Below are 16,775 nucleotides of genomic sequence, written 5' to 3'. Positions count from 1 at the left end.
ATGTACGACGTCACCGTGAAGGCCCCGGCCGTCCCGGGGCCGCCGTCCGCGGAGGCCCGCGGCCCCGTCCAGCGGGCCGAGGACGCCTTCGCCGCCTTGCACGGCGCCGACGCGGCGCTGCTGCTCCCCGGCGTGGTGGCCGCCACCACAGCCGTACTGCTCGCCCTCACCAACCCCGGCGGACATGTGATCGCCTCCGACCAGACCCGCGACCCGCTGCGCCGGGTCCTGCTCGCGGAGCTCACCGGCGCCCGGCGCACGGTCTCGTTCGTCGACTGCACCGAGGTCGACGCGGTCGCCGCGGCGGTCCGCCCCGAGACCCAGGTCGTGTACACCCCGTCCCTCAGCGACCCGCTGATGAAGCTGTCCCAGCTCAACGACGTGGCCACCTACGCGCAGATGAACGACCTGCTCCTGGTCGTGGACAACACCGTCCTCTCTCCGGCGCAGCTCCGGCCCCTGGAGACCGGCGCGGTCGTCGTCGTCGAGGACGCCTCGCCCTGCCTCGACGAGTGGGACGACCTCAACGCCGCCCTGGTGACCTGCGTCAACCGGTACCTCGTACCGATCCGCGAGCAGGCCGGACTCCTCGGCGGCCGGGTCGACCCGTGGGCGGCGCACCTCCTGGAGCGCTCCCTCTCCACCCTGGAACTGCGGATGACGGCCCGGCAGGCCCACGCGGAACGGGTCGCGGACGCGCTCCGCGGCCACCCCGCCGTCCACACCGTGCACCGGCCGACGTTCGACGACGCGGACTGGGCCCTGGAGACCCACCAGGGCTTCGGCGCGCTGCTCTCCTTCGAGGTAGTGCCGGAGGCCGGGAACCTCGACGGCGTCCTGGCCGCGGCCGGCGCGCGCACGGCGGCGGGCAGCGCGCTGACCCTCCCCGCGCTCACCACCCACGCCCGCCTCAGCGAGCGGCTGCGCCGGGAGGCCGGAGTCTCCCGGCAGCTGGTGCGCGTGTCGGTCGGCACCGAGGACCCCGGCCCGCTGATCCGCCGCCTGCGCCAGGCCCTGGACGCGGCACTCGTAACGGACGCCGGTGCCGTCGTACCGGCCTCCGGGGCCGAAGGAGAGTCATGCTGAACGGAGTCGACCTGCCGGCCAGGCAGGCACTGGCCGAGCAGATCCGGGAGGACTCCTGGGAGGCTCAGCTGAGCATCGGGGTGCAGGCGCACCCCGAGCCCGGCGCCCGCTGCCGGGTGGACACCGAGCCGATGCGCCTCGGGTCCACCCGGGTCGCCCGGTCCTTCAGCGTCCACCAGAGTCGCGGGGCGGCCGCTTCCCAAGGTTCCGCGGGTTCTGCGAACTGCCTCGATCCGGTCGGGTCGGTGCTCGTCGCCCTCGGCGCGTCCGTCGCCGACAGCGTGGCCGCCTCGCTGACCGGCGAAGGCTGCCACCTCACGCTCCTCAAGGTGCTCCCCGTCGTGGAGACCGACACGGACGGCGGGCGGTCCAGGCTCTCGTACGCCCTCCACATCGAGGGCGAGGTCTCCCCGGCGGAGGCCCGGCGGGCGGTCCTGGCGGCGCGCGGGCGGAGCAGTGGCCACCGCACCCTGGAGGAGCCGAATGAGATCCGGGTCGTCGTGCAGACCGCGCGGGACGAGCACCTCACCGCCCGGCCGGTCCCGGCCGACCCGGCGCCGTTCACCGCGGCCCTGCGCCGTGCTGCCGAGGTGGCCTGGGAGGTGGGCGCGCACGTGATCGCCGAAGTCGACGGCGTACGGGCCGAGTCGGACCAGCCGAAGCAGCTGTTCGGTGCCGACCTCGCGCCGAACGCCCAGGAGTACGTGCTGTCCGCGCTGGCGGCGGAGGCACTCCGGTTCGCGGCGCCGGCCGACGCCGGGGGCGCCGCGGCCGAGGACACCGTCCACGCCTCCGGCCGGATCGACCTGCGCGGACCGTACTCCGCCCAGGACGCCCAGGTCGGCCTGCGCAACATCCTCGTCCAGCTGTTGCCCTCCGATCCCTCGGCGGGCGACGGCTCCGCGGCCGCGGCCGTGCGCGGCTGGCTGGCCGAGGGTCACGCCCTGCGCCTGGTCAGGGACGCCCACCCGATCCACGTCGAGCTGGTCCTGAACGGAACGCCGATCGCCGCCTGACCTCCTACGCCCCCCACTCCCCACCCCCACTCCCCCCACGCATCGCTCAGCACCGACACGAAGGAGCAGCACCGTGCCCCGTGAATGGGACGCCAAGACGTACGACGCCCTCCCGCTGCCGCACCAGCAGTGGGGCAAGCGCACCCTCGGCCGCCTCGACCTGCGCGGCGACGAGACCGTCCTGGACGCCGGCTGCGGCACGGGCCGTGACACGGCGGCGCTGCTCGACCTGGTGCCCGAGGGCCGGGTGATCGGTGTCGACGGCTCCACCCGGATGCTGGACCGGCTCCGGGTGAAGCTGGCCGACCGGCTCGACCGCCTGGAGGTCGTCCACGGCGATCTGACGAAGCCGCTGGGCCTGGACGGCCCGGTGGACGCGGTCAGCAGCGTGGCCACGTTCCACTGGATCACCGACCACCCCGCGCTCTTCGCCAACGTGGCCCAGAATCTCCGTCCGGGCGGCCAGTTCGTCGCGGAGTGCGGCGGCGAGGGCAACGTCGCGCGGATCAACGCCGCCGTCGAGGAGGTGCTCGGCGCCTCCGGCGAGCGGGAGGAGGTCTGGTACTTCGCCGGGGTCGAGGAGACCACCGAGCGGCTGCGCGAGGTCGGCTTCACCGACATCGAGGTCGACCTGCTGCCCGACCCGGCCCGGCTGGAGCCCGGCGAGCAGCTGTGGAGCTACCTCGCGACCGTGGTGCTCGGCTCCCACCTGGACCGGCTGCCCGAGGAGGACCACGAGGACTTCGTCCGGTCGGTCGCCGCCAAGCTGCCGGAGCCGGTCGTGGACTACGTCCGGCTGAACATCACGGCCCGCCGCGCGTAACCCTCCCCGTACCGTCCCCCGCTCCTTCGCACCCCGCCGCACCGGAGGCCGACCCATGGGCGATGCCGCCCTGCCCGTCCTGCTCGTGGTCCACGACGAGGGTTCCGCCGCGCCCATGCGCATCCTGGCGGCGGCCAGGGGGCTGTGCAGGGTGGTGCTGCTGTGCGAGCCGGAGCATCCGCGCGTGGCGGAGGGGCTCCGGAGCGTCGGACGGCACGCCGAGATCGCGGACGTCACCGGCCTCGACACCGAGGCCGTGGGCCGGCTGGCCGCCGGATTCACCCCGGGCGGAGTGGTCACCTTCAGCGAACGGCGGCTGCGGCTCACGGCGTCGGTGGCCGAGGCCTGTGGGGTGCCGTTCCACACCGAGGAGACCGTGGACGTCCTGACGGACAAGTTCCGTCAGCGCCGGAGCCTAGCCGCCCACGGCGTCCAGGACACCCGGTGCGTTCCCGTCCCGGGAGTGGAGGACATCGAGGGCGTGATCGACCGCGTGGGCCTGCCCGCCGTGCTCAAGCCGAGGTCCGGGGCGGGCAGCGTGGACACCTGCCTGGTCCGGTCGGCGGACGAGTGCCGCTCCCGGCTGGCGGAGTTCACCGCGGACCGGGACGCCCCCGGGGAGTTCGTCCTGGAGGAGTACCTTCCCGGCGATCCGGGGCTGGCCGGCCCCGACTGGGGGGACTACGTCTCCGTGGAGTCCGTGGTCGTCGACGGAGAACCACGGACCGTCGCGGTGACGGGCAAGCTCCCGCTCGCCCCGCCGTTCCGGGAGACGGGACACCTCCTTCCCGCTCCGCTGGCCCCCGCGGTGGCGGCGGACGTCGTGCGCCTGGAGCGGCGGGCGCTTCGCGCACTGGGCGTACGGCACGGCGTGACCCACACCGAGATCAAGCTGACCCCGGCCGGACCCAGGGTCATCGAGGTCAACGGCCGCCTGGGCGGCCACATGGCCGAGCTCGTCCGGCGTTCCCTGGGGTACGACCTGGTGGCGGCGGCCCTGCGGCTCGCCCTGGGCCTCCCCGTGGAGAGCCCGGAACCCCCGCCGGGACGTGGCCGGAGCGGGGTGGCGTTCCACTTCAAGGTGGTCCCGCCGCCGGACGCGCCGCCGCCGGACCGGCCGGCACTCGTCGAGCGCCTCACGGAGGTGCCGGGCGTGGACCTGGTGGACATGACGGAGATCCCCGTACCGTCCGGATGGCGCGTCGGTACGGCCGGAGCCGTCGGTGTGGTGTACGGCACCGCCCCGGACCACGCCGAGCTGCGGAAAGTACTGGACCGGCTGCGGGAACTGCTGGACGCCGCATGGCGAACGCCCGTACCGCAAGCCCCTCGAAGCCCCTTCGCGCACCCCCGTAGCGACGTACGGTAGCCCTTGATCACTCCCCACCCGTGAAAGGCGCGGCACATGCCAGAGAACAGCTCCCCGGTCGAGGTGGTCTCGGACCCGGTCGGCCGGGTGGTCGGCGGACGGGCCGAGGTACGCGACGACGAATGGGGGGAGGTGTCCGCGGTGATCCGCCTCGACGAGCGATTCGGCACGGAGGCGATCGCGGGCCTGGACTCCTTCTCGCACGTGGAGATCGTCTACCACTTCGACCGGGTCCCGGTGGACAAGGTGCAGACGGGCGCCCGGCACCCGCGCGGCAACACGGACTGGCCGCTGGTCGGCATCTTCGCCCAGCGCGGCAAGAACCGCCCCAACCGCCTCGGCGTCTCCCGCTGCCGGCTGCTGCGCGTCGATGGCCGGGACATCCACGTGGAGGGCCTCGACGCGGTCGACGGAACCCCCGTCCTGGACATCAAGCCCTACATGTCCGAGTTCGGCCCCCGCGGCGGGACGACCCAGCCGGAGTGGGCGACCGAGATCATGCGCCGGTACTACTGACGGCCGGGAAGAAGCGGACGTACGGGACGGGACCGCGAAAACCCCGTCCCGCAGAGGACGGGACGACAAGAACTCCCGTCCCCACCCGGCCCGGCCCCTCGATCAGCCCTTCCCCGCCCCTCCCCGTCTTTGAGGTTGATCACAAGGATTCACGCTCGCGAGCCGAACGCCCCGTGCGTAGGATCGCAAGCGCATCTGGTGCCGACGGGTGATCCCCGTGGAGGCCGGAACGGGGGGATTTGCATGCGCACCGGTGAAGACCGGAGCGGGCTGGACCGCAAGGCCTACGGACTGCTCTACCGGAATCCCGGCTGGGGGCTCGAAGAGGTCTCCGCCGCGGCCGACTGCTCGCCCGCGGAGACGGAGGAGGTCTGCGACCGGTTGCTCGCCATGGGACTGCTCCGCCCGGCCCCGTCCACACCGTGCGGATTCACCACGGTGGAGCCGGAGGCGGCACTCGCCCGGCTCGTCTCGCACGAGGAACGGCAGTCCGTGGCCCACGCCAAGCGTCTCGCGGGGATCAGGTCCGCCATCACCTCGCTCACCACGAACTTCTCCGACCTGCGCAACGAGCGGCGCGAGCCGGTCGAGATCGAGACCCTCACGACGCCGGCGGTGGTGAACTCCTTCCTGGAGGACGCGGGCAGCGCGGTGCGCACCCGGATGAGGTCGATGCACCCCGGCGGCCCACCGCCCGAGGACGTCATCGACGGAATGCTGCTCCGCGACAAGGAGATGGAAGGCCGGAACGTCGAGGTCGATGTCCTCTACCAGCGCCGTACGGCCGAGGTGCCGTACGTGGCGGCGTACCTCAGGGACGCCTCGCGCCCGGGCCGCGAGGCCCGGACGGCGGAGTCCCTGCCCATCCGGATGATCCTCTTCGACGACGACCTCGCCGTCCTGCCCATCAACCCGGCGGACAGCAGCGAGGGCGCCCTCGCGGTCCACGGCCGCACGCTGCTCAGCTCCCTGCACGCGTTCTACGACCACTACTGGCACAACGCGACGCTCCCGCACCAGCCCCCGCCCCGGCACCAGGGAGACCCGACGGCCCGGCCCGCCCTGGACAGCCAGGAGCTGGTCATCGTCCGTCTGCTCGCCGACGGCGTGAAGGACGAGGCGATCGCCCGCCACCTCGGCGTCTCCTCCCGCACCCTGAGCCGACTGGTCTCCGGCCTCCTCGACACCCTGGGCGTCCAGACCCGCTTCCAGGCCGCCCTCCGCATCACCGAACTCGGTCTGCTGGCCTGACGGCGGACTTCGGACGCGGTCGAGCACCGACGGCTCCGCCTTCTGCCGCCGGCCGGCACGAGGCCGGGAAGCAAGGAGCCCGGCCCCCCTTTCCGGGGGCCGGGCTCCTTCACGCTCGGGCGGGGCTCAGGCCTCGTCGCCCTCGGCCTTGTCCTCCGGGGACTCCAGGCCGAACTGCTCCACGATCCACTTGTCGAACTCGATGGAGGCGCGGACCCAGCTCACCGTGGAGGACACGAAGTGCTCCAGGGAGACGCCGGTGCCGATCAGCATCTGGGCCTCGCCGATGAGGCGGAGGGTGGCGGAGCCGTCCTCCTCCTCGTGCAGGTGGGTGTAGACCTTGGGCCACAGGGTGCGGCGGTTCCAGTCGTCGATCGCGTCGAGGACGCGCGCGCGGTCGTCGGCCGAGTGCGGGCGGTCGTAGAACGTCCGGACCGAGAAGACCTGCTGCTCGTCCTCGCCGCGGAACATGAAGTAGGTGCGGAACTCCTCCCACGGCGCCGCGAGGTCACCCTCGTCGTCGACGACGTACTTCAGCTCCATCTGGTCGAGGAGCTGCTTGACGAGGTCCTGGTCGGGGACGACGGGGCCCGCCGGTCCTGCGGCCTGAGGCTGGGGCTGGCCCCCGAAATTCGGAATCGAGGACGGGTCGATGCTCACCGTGTATTTCCCTTCGTACGGATGCTCGCCATCCTCTCCCATCCCGGGCGGTCCGTGGCAACCCCTGCTCCCGCGATCCGCTGCGGGCTGACAAGATCTGCCCCCATGGGGGAGGAGACGGTGGCGAAACGCAAGCCGGTGAAGGCACGGCCCTGGACCTGGGTCTGGGCCACGGTCGTCATGACGGTGGTATGCGGCGGGCCGATGGCCCTGCTGGGCTGGGGCGCGATGGCCTGGTCCGAGATGGGGGAGGCGAAGCCGGCCGACTGCGCCGAAGTGATGACCTTCGCCCGGGGGACGCTCCCGGCGGACGCCCGGGACGCCCGGTGCACGCTGGCCCACTTCCAGGACACGCTGGTCGAGGCCGAATTCCGGATGGACCGGGCCGGGGCCGCGGCCTGGCTGACCGTGACCTACCCGGCCGGGGAGCCCTCCTCCTGCGAGGAGGACGTGTGCGTGAGGGCGTCGTACGACGAGGCGCTGTTCGTGGACGTCACGATCGCGTACGAGGACGGGGACACCGCCCTCGTACGCGTCGAGGCCTTCGACCTCTGACCCGGGGCTACCGGGCCGCCGGCCCCACGATCAGGCCGTCCTCGAAGCGGTCCACGCGGACCGTGTCGCCGTCGCGGACCTCGCCCGCCAGGATCTCGCGGGCGAGGCGGTCGCCGATCGCCGTCTGGATCAGGCGGCGCAGCGGGCGGGCGCCGTACGCCGGGTCGTTGCCCTCGTCGGCCAGCCACTCCAGGGCCTCCGGGGTGACGTCCAGGGTGAGGCGCCGCTCGGCGAGCCGCCGGGCGAGGCGGTCGATCTGGAGCCGCGCGATCCGGCCCAGCTCGGTCCGGTCGAGGGCCGAGAAGACCACCAGGTCGTCGAGCCGGTTGAGGAACTCCGGCTTGAAGCTGGCCCGCACGACCTCCAGGACCTGCTGCTTCTTCACGTCCTCCGGGGTCGCCGGGTCGACCAGGTACTGGCTGCCCAGGTTCGAGGTCAGGATCAGGATGGTGTTGCGGAAGTCCACCGTCCGGCCCTGTCCGTCGGTCAGCCGGCCGTCGTCGAGGACCTGGAGCAGGACGTCGAAGACCTCCGGGTGCGCCTTCTCCACCTCGTCGAGCAGGACCACGCTGTACGGGCGGCGGCGGACCGCCTCCGTGAGCTGGCCGCCCTCCTCGTAGCCGACGTAGCCGGGGGGCGCGCCGACGAGCCGGGCGACGGAGTGCTTCTCGCCGTACTCCGACATGTCGATGCGGACCATGGCCCGCTCGTCGTCGAAGAGGAAGTCCGCGAGCGCCTTCGCCAGCTCGGTCTTGCCGACGCCGGTCGGGCCGAGGAAGAGGAAGGAGCCGGTGGGCCGGTCGGGGTCGGCGATCCCGGCGCGGGTGCGGCGCACCGCGTCGGAGACGGCCCGGACGGCCTCGGACTGGCCGATGAGCCGCTTGCCGAGCTCGTCCTCCATGCGGAGCAGCTTCTGCGTCTCGCCCTCCAGGAGGCGGCCGGCGGGAATGCCGGTCCAGGAGCCGACCACGTCCGCGATGTCGTCGGGGCCGACCTCCTCCTTGACCATGGTGTCCTTGGCCGATTCCTGCTGGGCCTCGGCCTCGGAGGCCTCCTCCAGTTCCCGCTCCAGGGCCGGGATCTCGCCGTAGAGCAGCTTGGAGGCGGTGTCGAAGTCGCCGTCGCGCTGGGCGCGCTCGGCGCGGCCGCGGGCCTCGTCCAGGCGCTCCTTCAGCTCGCCGACCCGGTTGAGGGACTGCTTCTCCTTCTCCCAGCGGGCGGTGAGGCCGCGCAGCTCCTCCTCGCGGTCCGCGAGGTCGCGCCGCAACTTCTCCAGGCGCTGCTTGCTGGCCGCGTCCGTCTCGTTCTTCAGGGCCAGCTCCTCCATGCGGAGCCGGTCCACGGAGCGCTGGAGCTCGTCGATCTCGACCGGGGAGGAGTCGATCTCCATGCGGAGCCGGGAGGCGGCCTCGTCGACGAGGTCGATGGCCTTGTCGGGCAGGAAGCGGGAGGTGATGTACCGGTCGGAGAGGGTCGCGGCGGCCACCAGGGCGGAGTCGTTGATCTGCACCTTGTGGTGGGCCTCGTACCGGCCCTTCAGTCCGCGCAGGATCGCGATGGTGTCCTCGACGGTCGGCTCGGCGACCAGGACCTGCTGGAAGCGGCGCTCCAGGGCGGGGTCCTTCTCGATCCGCTCGCGGTACTCGTCCAGGGTGGTCGCGCCGACCATCCGCAGCTCGCCGCGGGCCAGCATGGGCTTGAGCATGTTGCCCGCGTCCATGGCGGAGTCGCCGCCGGCGCCCGCGCCGACGACCGTGTGCAGCTCGTCGATGAAGGTGATGATCTGGCCGTCGCTCTCCTTGATCTCGGAGAGGACGGTCTTCAGGCGCTCCTCGAACTCGCCGCGGTACTTCGCGCCGGCGACCATCGCGCCGAGGTCGAGCGAGACGAGCCGCTTGTTCTTGAGGGACTCGGGGACGTCGCCCTTCACGATCCGCTGGGCGAGGCCCTCGACGACGGCGGTCTTGCCGACGCCGGGCTCGCCGATGAGGACCGGGTTGTTCTTGGTGCGGCGGGAGAGCACCTGCACCACGCGCCGGATCTCGTGGTCGCGGCCGATGACCGGGTCCAGCCTGCCCTCGCGCGCGGCGGCGGTGAAGTCCGTGCCGAACTTCTCCAGCGCCTTGTACTGCCCTTCCGGGTCGGGTGTGGTCACCCGGCGTCCTCCCCTGGTCGTCTCGAAGGCGTCCAGCAGCCTCTTCGCGCTCGCGCCCTGCCGGTCGAGGATCTCACCGGCGCGGCCGCCCCGGGCCGCGACGCCGATGAGGAGGTGCTCGGTGGAGACGAAGTCGTCCCCGAGCTCCTTGGCCCGCTGCGCGGCGTCCGCGACGACCGCGAGCAGTTCGCGGTCGGGCTGCGGGGGCGCGACCGTGGAGCCGGCGACGCTCGGCCGGGCGGCGAGGAGCCGCTCGGTCTCGGCGCGCACGGCCGCCTGGTCGGCCTCGACGGCGGCGAGCAGGTCGGTGATGTTCTCGTTGTCCTGGCCGGCGAGGAGGGCGAGCAGCAGGTGGGCCGGGGTCAGGTCCGCGTGTCCCTCGGACACGGCCCGGCCGGTGGCCGCGTTGATCGCGTCCCGGCTCCTGTTGGTCAGTTCGGCGTCCATGTGCGGTGCTCCTCCTCGGCGTGCGGTGCCTCCGTGGATCCCGTACGGATCCACTCCACGACGTCGTTCCACGGCGTTGCGCCACGACGTCACTCCACGACTTCCGTGACCCTTCTAGAGTACACAAAGTTGAGTCGATACCGCTCAAGTCAACGGAGGGAGTCCTTTCCCGGGTAGTTTCCGGGCATGGCAACGGATCCCAGGAACCCCGGCGAGTCGTATCTCCGCTTCTGGCGCGAGCACCACATGAGCACCCTGACCACCCCGCGGCCGGACGGCACCCCGCACGTGGTCGCGGTCGGCGTCACGTACGACCCCGAGGGCGGGTACGCGCGCGTGATCACCAACAGGAACAGCCGGAAGGTCGCCAACGTCCTGGCGGCGGGCGCGGAGGGCGCGCGGGTCGCGGTCTGCCAGGTCGACAAGAGGCGCTGGGCCACCCTGGAGGGCGTCGCCCGGATCCGCACGGAGCCGGAGGTCGTCGCGGACGCCGTCGCCCGCTACGCGGAGCGCTACGGGCGCACGCCGACCCCGAACCCGGACCGGGTCGTGATCGAGATCGCCCTCACCCGGGCGATGGGCCGCGCCTGACGCGGAGGGCGCCCGGAAGGAACACGGGCGCAGCACAGCGGCGCCATCGCGTTTCAGGTCCGCGATGGCGCCGCTGTGTGGGGGAAGTACCTGGGCGACCTACAACGACGGGGGGATCGCTCAGGCACTGCGGGGGGTGGCGGTGAGGGTCTCGGGCTCGATCAGCTGGTGGTCGCGCTGGTCGAGGTTGACGAAGATCATGCCGTACCGGATGGCACAGCGGATGGGCTGCGGCGCCCCGCGCGGGCGGCGCAGGCACCGGTAGGCGCGGACGTCCTCGTCCTGCTCCCGTGCGACGACGATCGGTTCTCCGAAGAGGGTGACCTTCAGCGAGTCGCCGCGGTGGGGGATGGCCGTGGCGAGGTCGACGAAGTGCCAGCCGGATCGGTAGGCCGAGGCCATCTCCCGCCGGAACCTGGGGTCATCGGGAACGTTCATGATCCCGCTTAACTCCAGCCGGGGTCGGCGGGGGCCGCGTGCCAGCCCGGGTCGTTCGCGAGGGCCAGCACCGTGGTGGCGGGCGCCACGTGCCAACCGGGGTCGTTGGCGGGCTCCGCGTGCCAGCCCGGGTCCTGGGCCGGCGCGAAGTGCCAGCCCGGGTCGTTCACAGCGGCCTGGACCTTGGCCGGCTCCGCGTGCCAGCCGGGGTCCTGGGTCACGCCCACGGCCCCCACTGCGACAGCCGCGATGAAGGCGACTCCGGCCACCGCACTTATGAGCTTCTTCATCATCACCGAGCAACCTCACTTGAAGGCAACGTCTCTTTGCGACCCCCGCGAGTAAGACGATGGCTTACTCTCTCCGCTTGCACCACCAAACCCATGCATCATGTTCCTGAGATGCAGGAGCCTGGGGGTGTACATATGGGGAAACAAGCGGACGAGACAGGTCACCCTCATTCGCATGCGGAGCTCTGCGCGGCAGGCTCCGAGCTGTACGCGTCCGCACTGCGGGCGGGACGAATACCCCGGTCAGAGACGGTCGAGGCGCCCTGCCTCCTGGATCTGTCCCTGCTCCACCCCGATCCCGACGACGCCCGGTGGCTGCGTCCGGTTCCGCCCTCCGCCGCCCTCGCCCAGCTCCTCCAGCCGATCGAACGCGAAATCCTCGACCGGCGCCGGCGCACCGTCGCCCTGTCCGACGCTTTCGAGCCGTTCATGGCCATCAGCGCCCACGACTCACCGACCACGCACGCCATCACCGTGCTCGAGGGCATCGATCGCATCAACGCCACCCTCGACCGGGTCGTCGCCAACTGCCGCAGCGAACTGCTCACCGTCCAGCCCGGCGGCGGCCGCCCCGCCCAGGCCCTGACCGCGGCCCTCCACCGCGTCTCGCCGCTCCTGGGCCGCGGCATCAACATGCGCACCCTCTACCAGCACACGGCCCGCCACACCGAACTCACCCTGGCCTACCTGGAGCACGTCGGCCCCGAGGTCCAGGTCCGCACCCTGGAAGAGATCATCGACCGGCTGATCATCGTGGACCGCGAGGTCGCCCTGATCCCGGCCCGCAGCGACCGGCAGATCGCCCTGGAGCTGCGCCACCCCGGCCTGGTCGCCTACCTCGGCGGCGTCTTCGACCAGTTCTGGCGCCTGGCGGTGCCGATCCGGGAGGAGATCCCGTACGACGTCAAGACCGACGGCATCGGCGGCGTCCAGCGCTCCATCGCCCGGCTCCTCGTCGAGGGGCACGTGGACGAGGCCATCGCCCGCCGCCTCGGGATGAACGTGCGCACGTGCCGGGCCCACATCGCCAAGCTCGCCGCCACCCTCGGCAGCGGCAGCCGGGCCCAGCTCGGCTACCTCATCGCCCAGTCGGGCATCCTCGACCAGGACGACTAGGGCCTGTCCGGCGGATCAGGGTCGGGTGGGCCGCAGCGTCTGGTGCGGTACATCGCAAGGCGCCGGAGCGGCTCGATAGCGGAGCCATCGGGACGTTTCGGCAACGCGGCGAGGTACCGTGCCAGGCGTCGCGGCCCCGGCCATGATCCGCCGGACAGGCCCTAGGGCCTGTCCGGAGCACGCGTGAGGCCCCCTCCACAGACGGAGGGGGCCTCACGGCACGGTGAACGGCGGGGCTACTCGCCGCGCTTGGGGCGCCAGACCACCAGCGCGCTCGCCTGCTGCACGTCCTGGTACGGCACGAGGTCGCGTCGGTACGAGGCGTGCACCTGGGCCTCGCGCTGCCGCATCGCCGCCGCGGCCCCGTCCACGGCCGCCGACAGCTCGGCGATCCGGCTCTGGAGCGCCGCGACCTGGTTCTCCAGTTCGATGATGCGCTTGATCCCGGCCAGGTTGATGCCCTCGTCCTGCGACAACTGCTGCACCTGGCGAAGCAGTTCGATGTCACGGGCCGAGTAGCGCCGCCCCCGGCCCGCCGTGCGGTCCGGGGAGACCAGGCCGAGCCGGTCGTACTGACGCAGGGTCTGGGGGTGCAGACCGGAGAGCTGGGCCGCCACCGAGATGACGTACACCGGCGACTCGTCGGTCAGTTCGTACGCCCTATTGCCCAATCCTGGCTGTCGTCGGCGCCCTTCCACCGGGTCACGCTCCCTTCGCGGCCTGGAACAGCTCGGCCCGCGGGTCCTCGGAGGCGGTCGCCTCGCGGTAGGTCTCCAGGGCCTCGCGTGCCTTGTCGTCCAGCTCCTCCGGCACGGCGACCTCGACCGTGACGAGCAGGTCGCCGCGCGTGCCGTCCTTGCGGACCGCGCCCTTGCCCCGGGCGCGCATGGTCCGGCCGTTCGGCGTGCCCGCGGGCAGCTTGAGGGTGACCGCGGGGCCGCCGAGGGTCGGCACCCTGATCTCGCCGCCGAGCGCCGCCTCCGTGAAGGAGACCGGCACCGTGACGGTGAGGTTGTCGTCCTTGCGGCCGAAGACCGGGTGGGCGTCGACGTGCACCACGACGTACAGGTCGCCGTTGGGCCCGCCGCGCTCGCCCGGCGCGCCCTTGCCGCGCAGCCGGATCCTCTGGTTGTCGCTCACGCCCGCCGGGATGCGGACCTGCATGGTGCGGGAGGACTTGGCCCGGCCGCTGCCCTTGCAGACGTCGCAGGGGGTCTCGGCGATGAGGCCGCGTCCCTTGCAGTCCACGCAGGGGTCGGTGAGCGAGAAGCCGCCGCCGCTGCCGCGCGAGACCTGCCCGGTGCCGACGCAGGTCGGGCACACCCGGGGGGTGCCGTTCTTGTCGCCGGTGCCCGAACACGCCGTGCACGGCTGCTGGCTGGACATCCGCAGCGGTACGGTCGCGCCCTCGATGGCCTCGGTGAAGCTGAGCGTCACCTCGGACTCGACGTCCTGGCCGCGCCGCGGCTGGGTGCGGGCGCCGCCCCCGCCGCGGTTGAACAGGCCGCCGAAGACGTCCCCGATGCCACCGCCGCCGCCACCGAAGCCGCCGGCCCCGCCCTGGGCGCCCCCGAAGAGGTCGCCCAGGTCGAAGTTGAACGAGCCGCCGCCGGGACCGCCGGCCCGGAGGCCGCCGTTCCCGAAGAGCGCGCGCGCCTCGTCGTACTCCTTGCGCCGCTTGGGGTCACCGAGGACGTCGTTCGCCTCGGAGATCTCCTTGAAGCGCTCCTCGGCCCTGGTGTCGCCCTTGTTGGCGTCCGGGTGGTTCTCGCGGGCGAGCTTCCGGTATGCCTTCTTGATCTCGGCCTCGGTGGCGTCCTTGGGGACGCCGAGGACCTTGTAGTAGTCCTTCTCGACGAAGTCCTTCGTGCTCATCGACGTCCCTCCTTCCGGACGATCGTTGCGTCACCCCTCCTCGGGGGCACCGCTCTCCTCGTCGGCCGACTTCTTCTCGTCCTTGGCCGGGGCCGCGCCCGGCTGGGGCTCGGCGACGGCCACGCGCGCGGGCCTGATGGTCCGCTCGCCGATCCGATACCCGGGCTGCAGGATCGCCACGCAGGTCGTCTCGGTGACGTCCGGCGCGTACGAGTGCATCAGGGCCTCGTGGATCGTCGGGTCGAAGGGCTCGCCCTCCTTGCCGAACTGCTGCAGACCCATCTTGGCGACGACGGTCTCCAGCGATTCGGCCACCGACTTGAACCCGCCCACGAGCTCGCCGTGGTCCCGGGCCCGGCCGACGTCGTCGAGCACGGGGAGGAGCTCGGACAGGAGGCTCGCGACGGCGATCTCCTTGACCGTGACCCGGTCCCGCTCCACGCGGCGGCGGTAGTTCTGGTACTCGGCCTGGAGCCGCTGGAGGTCCGCGGTGCGCTCGTCGAGCGCGGAGCGCACCTGGTCCAGCTGGGCCGTGAGGCCCGCGGCACCGTCCGGCTTCTGGCTGCTTGCGTCCCCGGCCGGGGCCGTCGCGTCCTCCTGGGCGGAGTCCTCGACGGCCTCGGCGGCGTCGTCAGGGGTGGCGCCGGAGGGGACGTCGGGCTTCTCCTCGAAGCCCGGGGTCTCCTCGGTCACGCCTGGCCACCCTTCTTGGGCTCGTCGTCCACGATCTCGGCGTCGACGACGTCGTCGTCCGCCTTGGCCTGGCCCGCACCGGCGTCGCCGCCGGCGGCCTGCGCGGCCTGGGCGTCGGCGTAGAGCGCCTGGCCGAGCTTCTGCGAGACGGCCGCGACCTTCTCGGTGGCAGTGCGGATCTCGGCGGTGTCCTCGCCCTTGAGCTTCTCCTTCAGCTCGGCGAGGGCGCCCTCGACCTCGTCCTTGACGTCGCCGGGGACCTTGTCCTCGTTGTCCTTGAGGAACTTCTCCGTCTGGTAGACGAGCTGCTCGCCCTGGTTGCGGGACTCGGCGGCCTCGCGGCGGCGGTGGTCCTCCTCCGCGTACTGCTCGGCTTCCTGGCGCATCCGGTCGACCTCGTCCTTCGGCAGCGAGGAGCCGCCGGTGACGGTCATCTTCTGCTCCTTGCCCGTGCCCAGGTCCTTCGCGGTCACGTGCATGATGCCGTTGGCGTCGATGTCGAAGGCGACCTCGATCTGCGGGACGCCGCGCGGGGCCGGCGGGAGACCGGTCAGCTCGAACATGCCGAGCTTCTTGTTGTACGCCGCGATCTCGCGCTCGCCCTGGTAGACCTGGATCTGCACGGACGGCTGGTTGTCCTCGGCCGTCGTGAAGATCTCGGACCGCTTGGTCGGGATCGTGGTGTTGCGCTCGATGAGCTTGGTCATGATGCCGCCCTTGGTCTCGATGCCGAGGGACAGCGGGGTCACGTCGAGGAGCAGGACGTCCTTGACCTCGCCCTTGAGGACACCGGCCTGCAGGGCGGCGCCGATGGCGACGACCTCGTCCGGGTTCACGCCCTTGTTGGCCTCCTGGCCACCGGTGAGCTCCTTGACCAGCTCGGCGACGGCCGGCATGCGGGTCGAGCCGCCGACGAGGACGACGTGGTCGATCTCGGAGAGCTGGATGCCCGCGTCCTTGATGACGTTGTGGAACGGCACCTTGCAGCGCTCGAGCAGGTCGGAGGTGAGCTGCTGGAACTGGGCGCGCGTGAGCTTCTCGTCCAGGTGCAGCGGGCCCTCGGCGGAGGCCGTGATGTAGGGCAGGTTGATCGTGGTCTCGGTCGAGGACGAGAGCTCGATCTTCGCCTTCTCGGCCGCCTCGCGCAGACGCTGGAGGGCCATCTTGTCCTTGGCCAGGTCCACGCCGTGACCGTTCTGGAACTGGGTCACCAGGTAGTCGACGACGCGCTGGTCCCAGTCGTCGCCGCCGAGGTGGTTGTCACCGTTGGTGGCCTTCACCTCGACGACGCCGTCGCCGATCTCCAGGAGGGACACGTCGAAGGTGCCGCCACCGAGGTCGAAGACGAGGATCGTCTGGTCGTCCTTGTCGAGGCCGTAGGCCAGGGCGGCCGCGGTCGGCTCGTTGACGATGCGCAGGACGTTGAGGCCCGCGATCTCACCGGCCTCCTTGGTGGCCTGGCGCTCGGAGTCGTTGAAGTACGCCGGGACGGTGATGACCGCGTCGACGACCTTCTCGCCCAGGTAGGCCTCGGCGTCCCGCTTGAGCTTCTGCAGGATGAAGGCGCTCATCTGCTGCGGGTTGAAGTTCTTGCCGTCGATCTCGATCTTCCAGTCGGTGCCCATGTGGCGCTTGACCGACCGGATGGTCCTGTCGACGTTGGTGACCGCCTGACGCTTGGCCACCTCGCCGACGAGCACCTCGCCGTTCTTCGCGAAGGCGACGACGGACGGCGTGGTCCTGGCGCCCTCGGCGTTGGTGATGACGGTGGGCTCGCCGCCTTCCAGAACGCTGACGACGGAGTTAGTCGTGCCCAGGTCGATGCCGACCGCACGTGCCATTTCGATTCCTCCAGCTGACTGACTTGAGTGGTACTGACTCAAGGATGCACGAC

Annotated in this window: 17 protein-coding genes; 9 read left to right on the top strand and 8 right to left on the bottom strand. The window is 71.8% G+C overall.

From position 1 onward, the window contains the following. The 6 genes from ACIP5O_RS02415 (at position 1) to ACIP5O_RS02390 (ending at position 6,061) form a co-directional block, all read left to right on the top strand. Positions 1-1,086, top strand: coding sequence for a PLP-dependent transferase (locus ACIP5O_RS02415; RefSeq protein WP_401288127.1), 1,086 nt, complete (start codon positions 1-3; stop codon positions 1,084-1,086). Beyond that, the gene (locus tag ACIP5O_RS02410; protein WP_401287573.1) at positions 1,080-2,102 is read left to right on the top strand and encodes a hypothetical protein; all 1,023 of its coding nucleotides are present in this window, start codon (positions 1,080-1,082) and stop codon (positions 2,100-2,102) included. The genes ACIP5O_RS02415 and ACIP5O_RS02410 overlap by 7 nt, the downstream gene beginning before the upstream one ends. A 73-nt stretch (positions 2,103-2,175) precedes the next feature. Then, entirely contained in the window at positions 2,176-2,925 is a 750-nt protein-coding gene (locus ACIP5O_RS02405; protein WP_401287571.1) for a class I SAM-dependent methyltransferase, read from the top strand. Positions 2,926-2,980: 55 nt separating this feature from the next. Further along, on the top strand, positions 2,981-4,294 hold the full coding sequence (locus ACIP5O_RS02400; RefSeq protein ID WP_401287568.1) for an acetyl-CoA carboxylase biotin carboxylase subunit family protein: 1,314 nt from the start codon (positions 2,981-2,983) through the stop codon (positions 4,292-4,294). A 36-nt stretch (positions 4,295-4,330) separates the two neighbouring features. After that, positions 4,331-4,810, top strand: coding sequence for an SAM-dependent methyltransferase (locus ACIP5O_RS02395; RefSeq protein ID WP_401287565.1), 480 nt, complete (start codon positions 4,331-4,333; stop codon positions 4,808-4,810). A 243-nt stretch (positions 4,811-5,053) separates the two neighbouring features. Then, positions 5,054-6,061, top strand: a complete 1,008-nt coding sequence (locus tag ACIP5O_RS02390) for a helix-turn-helix domain-containing protein (protein ID WP_401287562.1) — start codon at positions 5,054-5,056, stop codon at positions 6,059-6,061. A gap of 126 nt (positions 6,062-6,187) precedes the next feature. Here ACIP5O_RS02390 and ACIP5O_RS02385 read toward each other — a convergent pair whose 3' ends face one another. Then, a complete protein-coding gene (locus ACIP5O_RS02385; protein ID WP_125656152.1) occupies positions 6,188-6,721 on the bottom strand; it encodes a YbjN domain-containing protein in 534 nt (177 codons plus the stop codon). Positions 6,722-6,841: 120 nt separating this feature from the next. On the opposite strand from ACIP5O_RS02385, the gene ACIP5O_RS02380 reads away from it, so the two are divergent. Then, complete coding sequence (locus tag ACIP5O_RS02380; protein WP_401287559.1) at positions 6,842-7,276, top strand: hypothetical protein; 435 nt, start codon at positions 6,842-6,844, stop codon at positions 7,274-7,276. 7 nt (positions 7,277-7,283) lie between these two features. Here the strand turns inward: ACIP5O_RS02380 and clpB are convergent, their stop codons facing one another. Then, entirely contained in the window at positions 7,284-9,878 is a 2,595-nt protein-coding gene (clpB, locus tag ACIP5O_RS02375) for an ATP-dependent chaperone ClpB (protein ID WP_401287556.1), read from the bottom strand. Positions 9,879-10,064: 186 nt separating this feature from the next. Here clpB and ACIP5O_RS02370 point away from each other — a divergent pair, with 186 nt between their 5' ends. Further along, on the top strand, positions 10,065-10,469 hold the full coding sequence (locus ACIP5O_RS02370) for a pyridoxamine 5'-phosphate oxidase family protein (RefSeq protein WP_401287554.1): 405 nt from the start codon (positions 10,065-10,067) through the stop codon (positions 10,467-10,469). Positions 10,470-10,589: 120 nt separating this feature from the next. On the opposite strand, the gene ACIP5O_RS02365 is transcribed toward ACIP5O_RS02370, so the two are convergent. Both ACIP5O_RS02365 and ACIP5O_RS02360 read right to left on the bottom strand, forming a co-directional pair. After that, the gene (locus ACIP5O_RS02365) at positions 10,590-10,907 is read right to left on the bottom strand and encodes a (2Fe-2S)-binding protein (protein WP_356539340.1); all 318 of its coding nucleotides are present in this window, start codon (positions 10,905-10,907) and stop codon (positions 10,590-10,592) included. Between the two features lie 8 nt (positions 10,908-10,915). Then, positions 10,916-11,200 carry a hypothetical protein gene (locus ACIP5O_RS02360; RefSeq protein WP_401287551.1) on the bottom strand — a complete coding sequence of 95 codons (285 nt, stop codon included), beginning with the start codon at positions 11,198-11,200 and terminating at the stop codon, positions 10,916-10,918. Positions 11,201-11,332: 132 nt separating this feature from the next. On the opposite strand from ACIP5O_RS02360, the gene ACIP5O_RS02355 reads away from it, so the two are divergent. Further along, positions 11,333-12,313, top strand: a complete 981-nt coding sequence (locus ACIP5O_RS02355; protein ID WP_401287549.1) for a helix-turn-helix transcriptional regulator — start codon at positions 11,333-11,335, stop codon at positions 12,311-12,313. Positions 12,314-12,549: 236 nt separating this feature from the next. Here ACIP5O_RS02355 and ACIP5O_RS02350 read toward each other — a convergent pair whose 3' ends face one another. The 4 genes from ACIP5O_RS02350 to dnaK are packed head-to-tail and all read right to left on the bottom strand — an operon-like array spanning position 12,550 to position 16,722. Further along, positions 12,550-13,011, bottom strand: a complete 462-nt coding sequence (locus ACIP5O_RS02350) for a heat shock protein transcriptional repressor HspR (protein ID WP_125656167.1) — start codon at positions 13,009-13,011, stop codon at positions 12,550-12,552. Positions 13,012-13,015: 4 nt separating this feature from the next. Continuing rightward, positions 13,016-14,188: a molecular chaperone DnaJ gene (gene dnaJ / locus ACIP5O_RS02345; RefSeq protein ID WP_401287546.1), complete on the bottom strand. Its 1,173-nt coding sequence runs from the start codon at positions 14,186-14,188 to the stop codon at positions 13,016-13,018. 30 nt (positions 14,189-14,218) lie between these two features. Beyond that, entirely contained in the window at positions 14,219-14,881 is a 663-nt protein-coding gene (gene grpE, locus ACIP5O_RS02340) for a nucleotide exchange factor GrpE (RefSeq protein WP_401287543.1), read from the bottom strand. Then, a complete protein-coding gene (gene dnaK / locus ACIP5O_RS02335; protein ID WP_356539351.1) occupies positions 14,878-16,722 on the bottom strand; it encodes a molecular chaperone DnaK in 1,845 nt (614 codons plus the stop codon). The genes grpE and dnaK overlap by 4 nt, the downstream gene beginning before the upstream one ends. Positions 16,723-16,775: the final 53 nt, after the last annotated feature.

The organism is Streptomyces sp. NPDC088915 (assembly GCF_044749825.1).
Taxonomy (GTDB): Bacteria; Actinomycetota; Actinomycetes; order Streptomycetales; family Streptomycetaceae; genus Streptomyces.
This window is presented reverse-complemented; position numbering and strand designations above follow the sequence as displayed.

Excerpts from the sequence above, each read along its gene's own strand:
- ACIP5O_RS02390 (WP_401287562.1), top strand. The coding sequence starts at position 5,054 with ATGCGCACCGGTGAAGACCGGAGCGGGCTGGACCGCAAGGCCTACGGA.
- ACIP5O_RS02400 (WP_401287568.1), top strand. The coding sequence starts at position 2,981 with ATGGGCGATGCCGCCCTGCCCGTCCTGCTCGTGGTCCACGACGAGGGT.
- dnaJ (WP_401287546.1), bottom strand. The coding sequence starts at position 14,188 with ATGAGCACGAAGGACTTCGTCGAGAAGGACTACTACAAGGTCCTCGGC.
- ACIP5O_RS02355 (WP_401287549.1), top strand. The coding sequence starts at position 11,333 with ATGGGGAAACAAGCGGACGAGACAGGTCACCCTCATTCGCATGCGGAG.
- ACIP5O_RS02370 (WP_401287554.1), top strand. The coding sequence starts at position 10,065 with ATGGCAACGGATCCCAGGAACCCCGGCGAGTCGTATCTCCGCTTCTGG.
- ACIP5O_RS02415 (WP_401288127.1), top strand. The coding sequence starts at position 1 with ATGTACGACGTCACCGTGAAGGCCCCGGCCGTCCCGGGGCCGCCGTCC.
- dnaK (WP_356539351.1), bottom strand. The coding sequence starts at position 16,722 with ATGGCACGTGCGGTCGGCATCGACCTGGGCACGACTAACTCCGTCGTC.
- ACIP5O_RS02410 (WP_401287573.1), top strand. The coding sequence starts at position 1,080 with ATGCTGAACGGAGTCGACCTGCCGGCCAGGCAGGCACTGGCCGAGCAG.
- clpB (WP_401287556.1), bottom strand. The coding sequence starts at position 9,878 with ATGGACGCCGAACTGACCAACAGGAGCCGGGACGCGATCAACGCGGCC.
- ACIP5O_RS02360 (WP_401287551.1), bottom strand. The coding sequence starts at position 11,200 with ATGATGAAGAAGCTCATAAGTGCGGTGGCCGGAGTCGCCTTCATCGCG.
- ACIP5O_RS02395 (WP_401287565.1), top strand. The coding sequence starts at position 4,331 with ATGCCAGAGAACAGCTCCCCGGTCGAGGTGGTCTCGGACCCGGTCGGC.
- ACIP5O_RS02365 (WP_356539340.1), bottom strand. The coding sequence starts at position 10,907 with ATGAACGTTCCCGATGACCCCAGGTTCCGGCGGGAGATGGCCTCGGCC.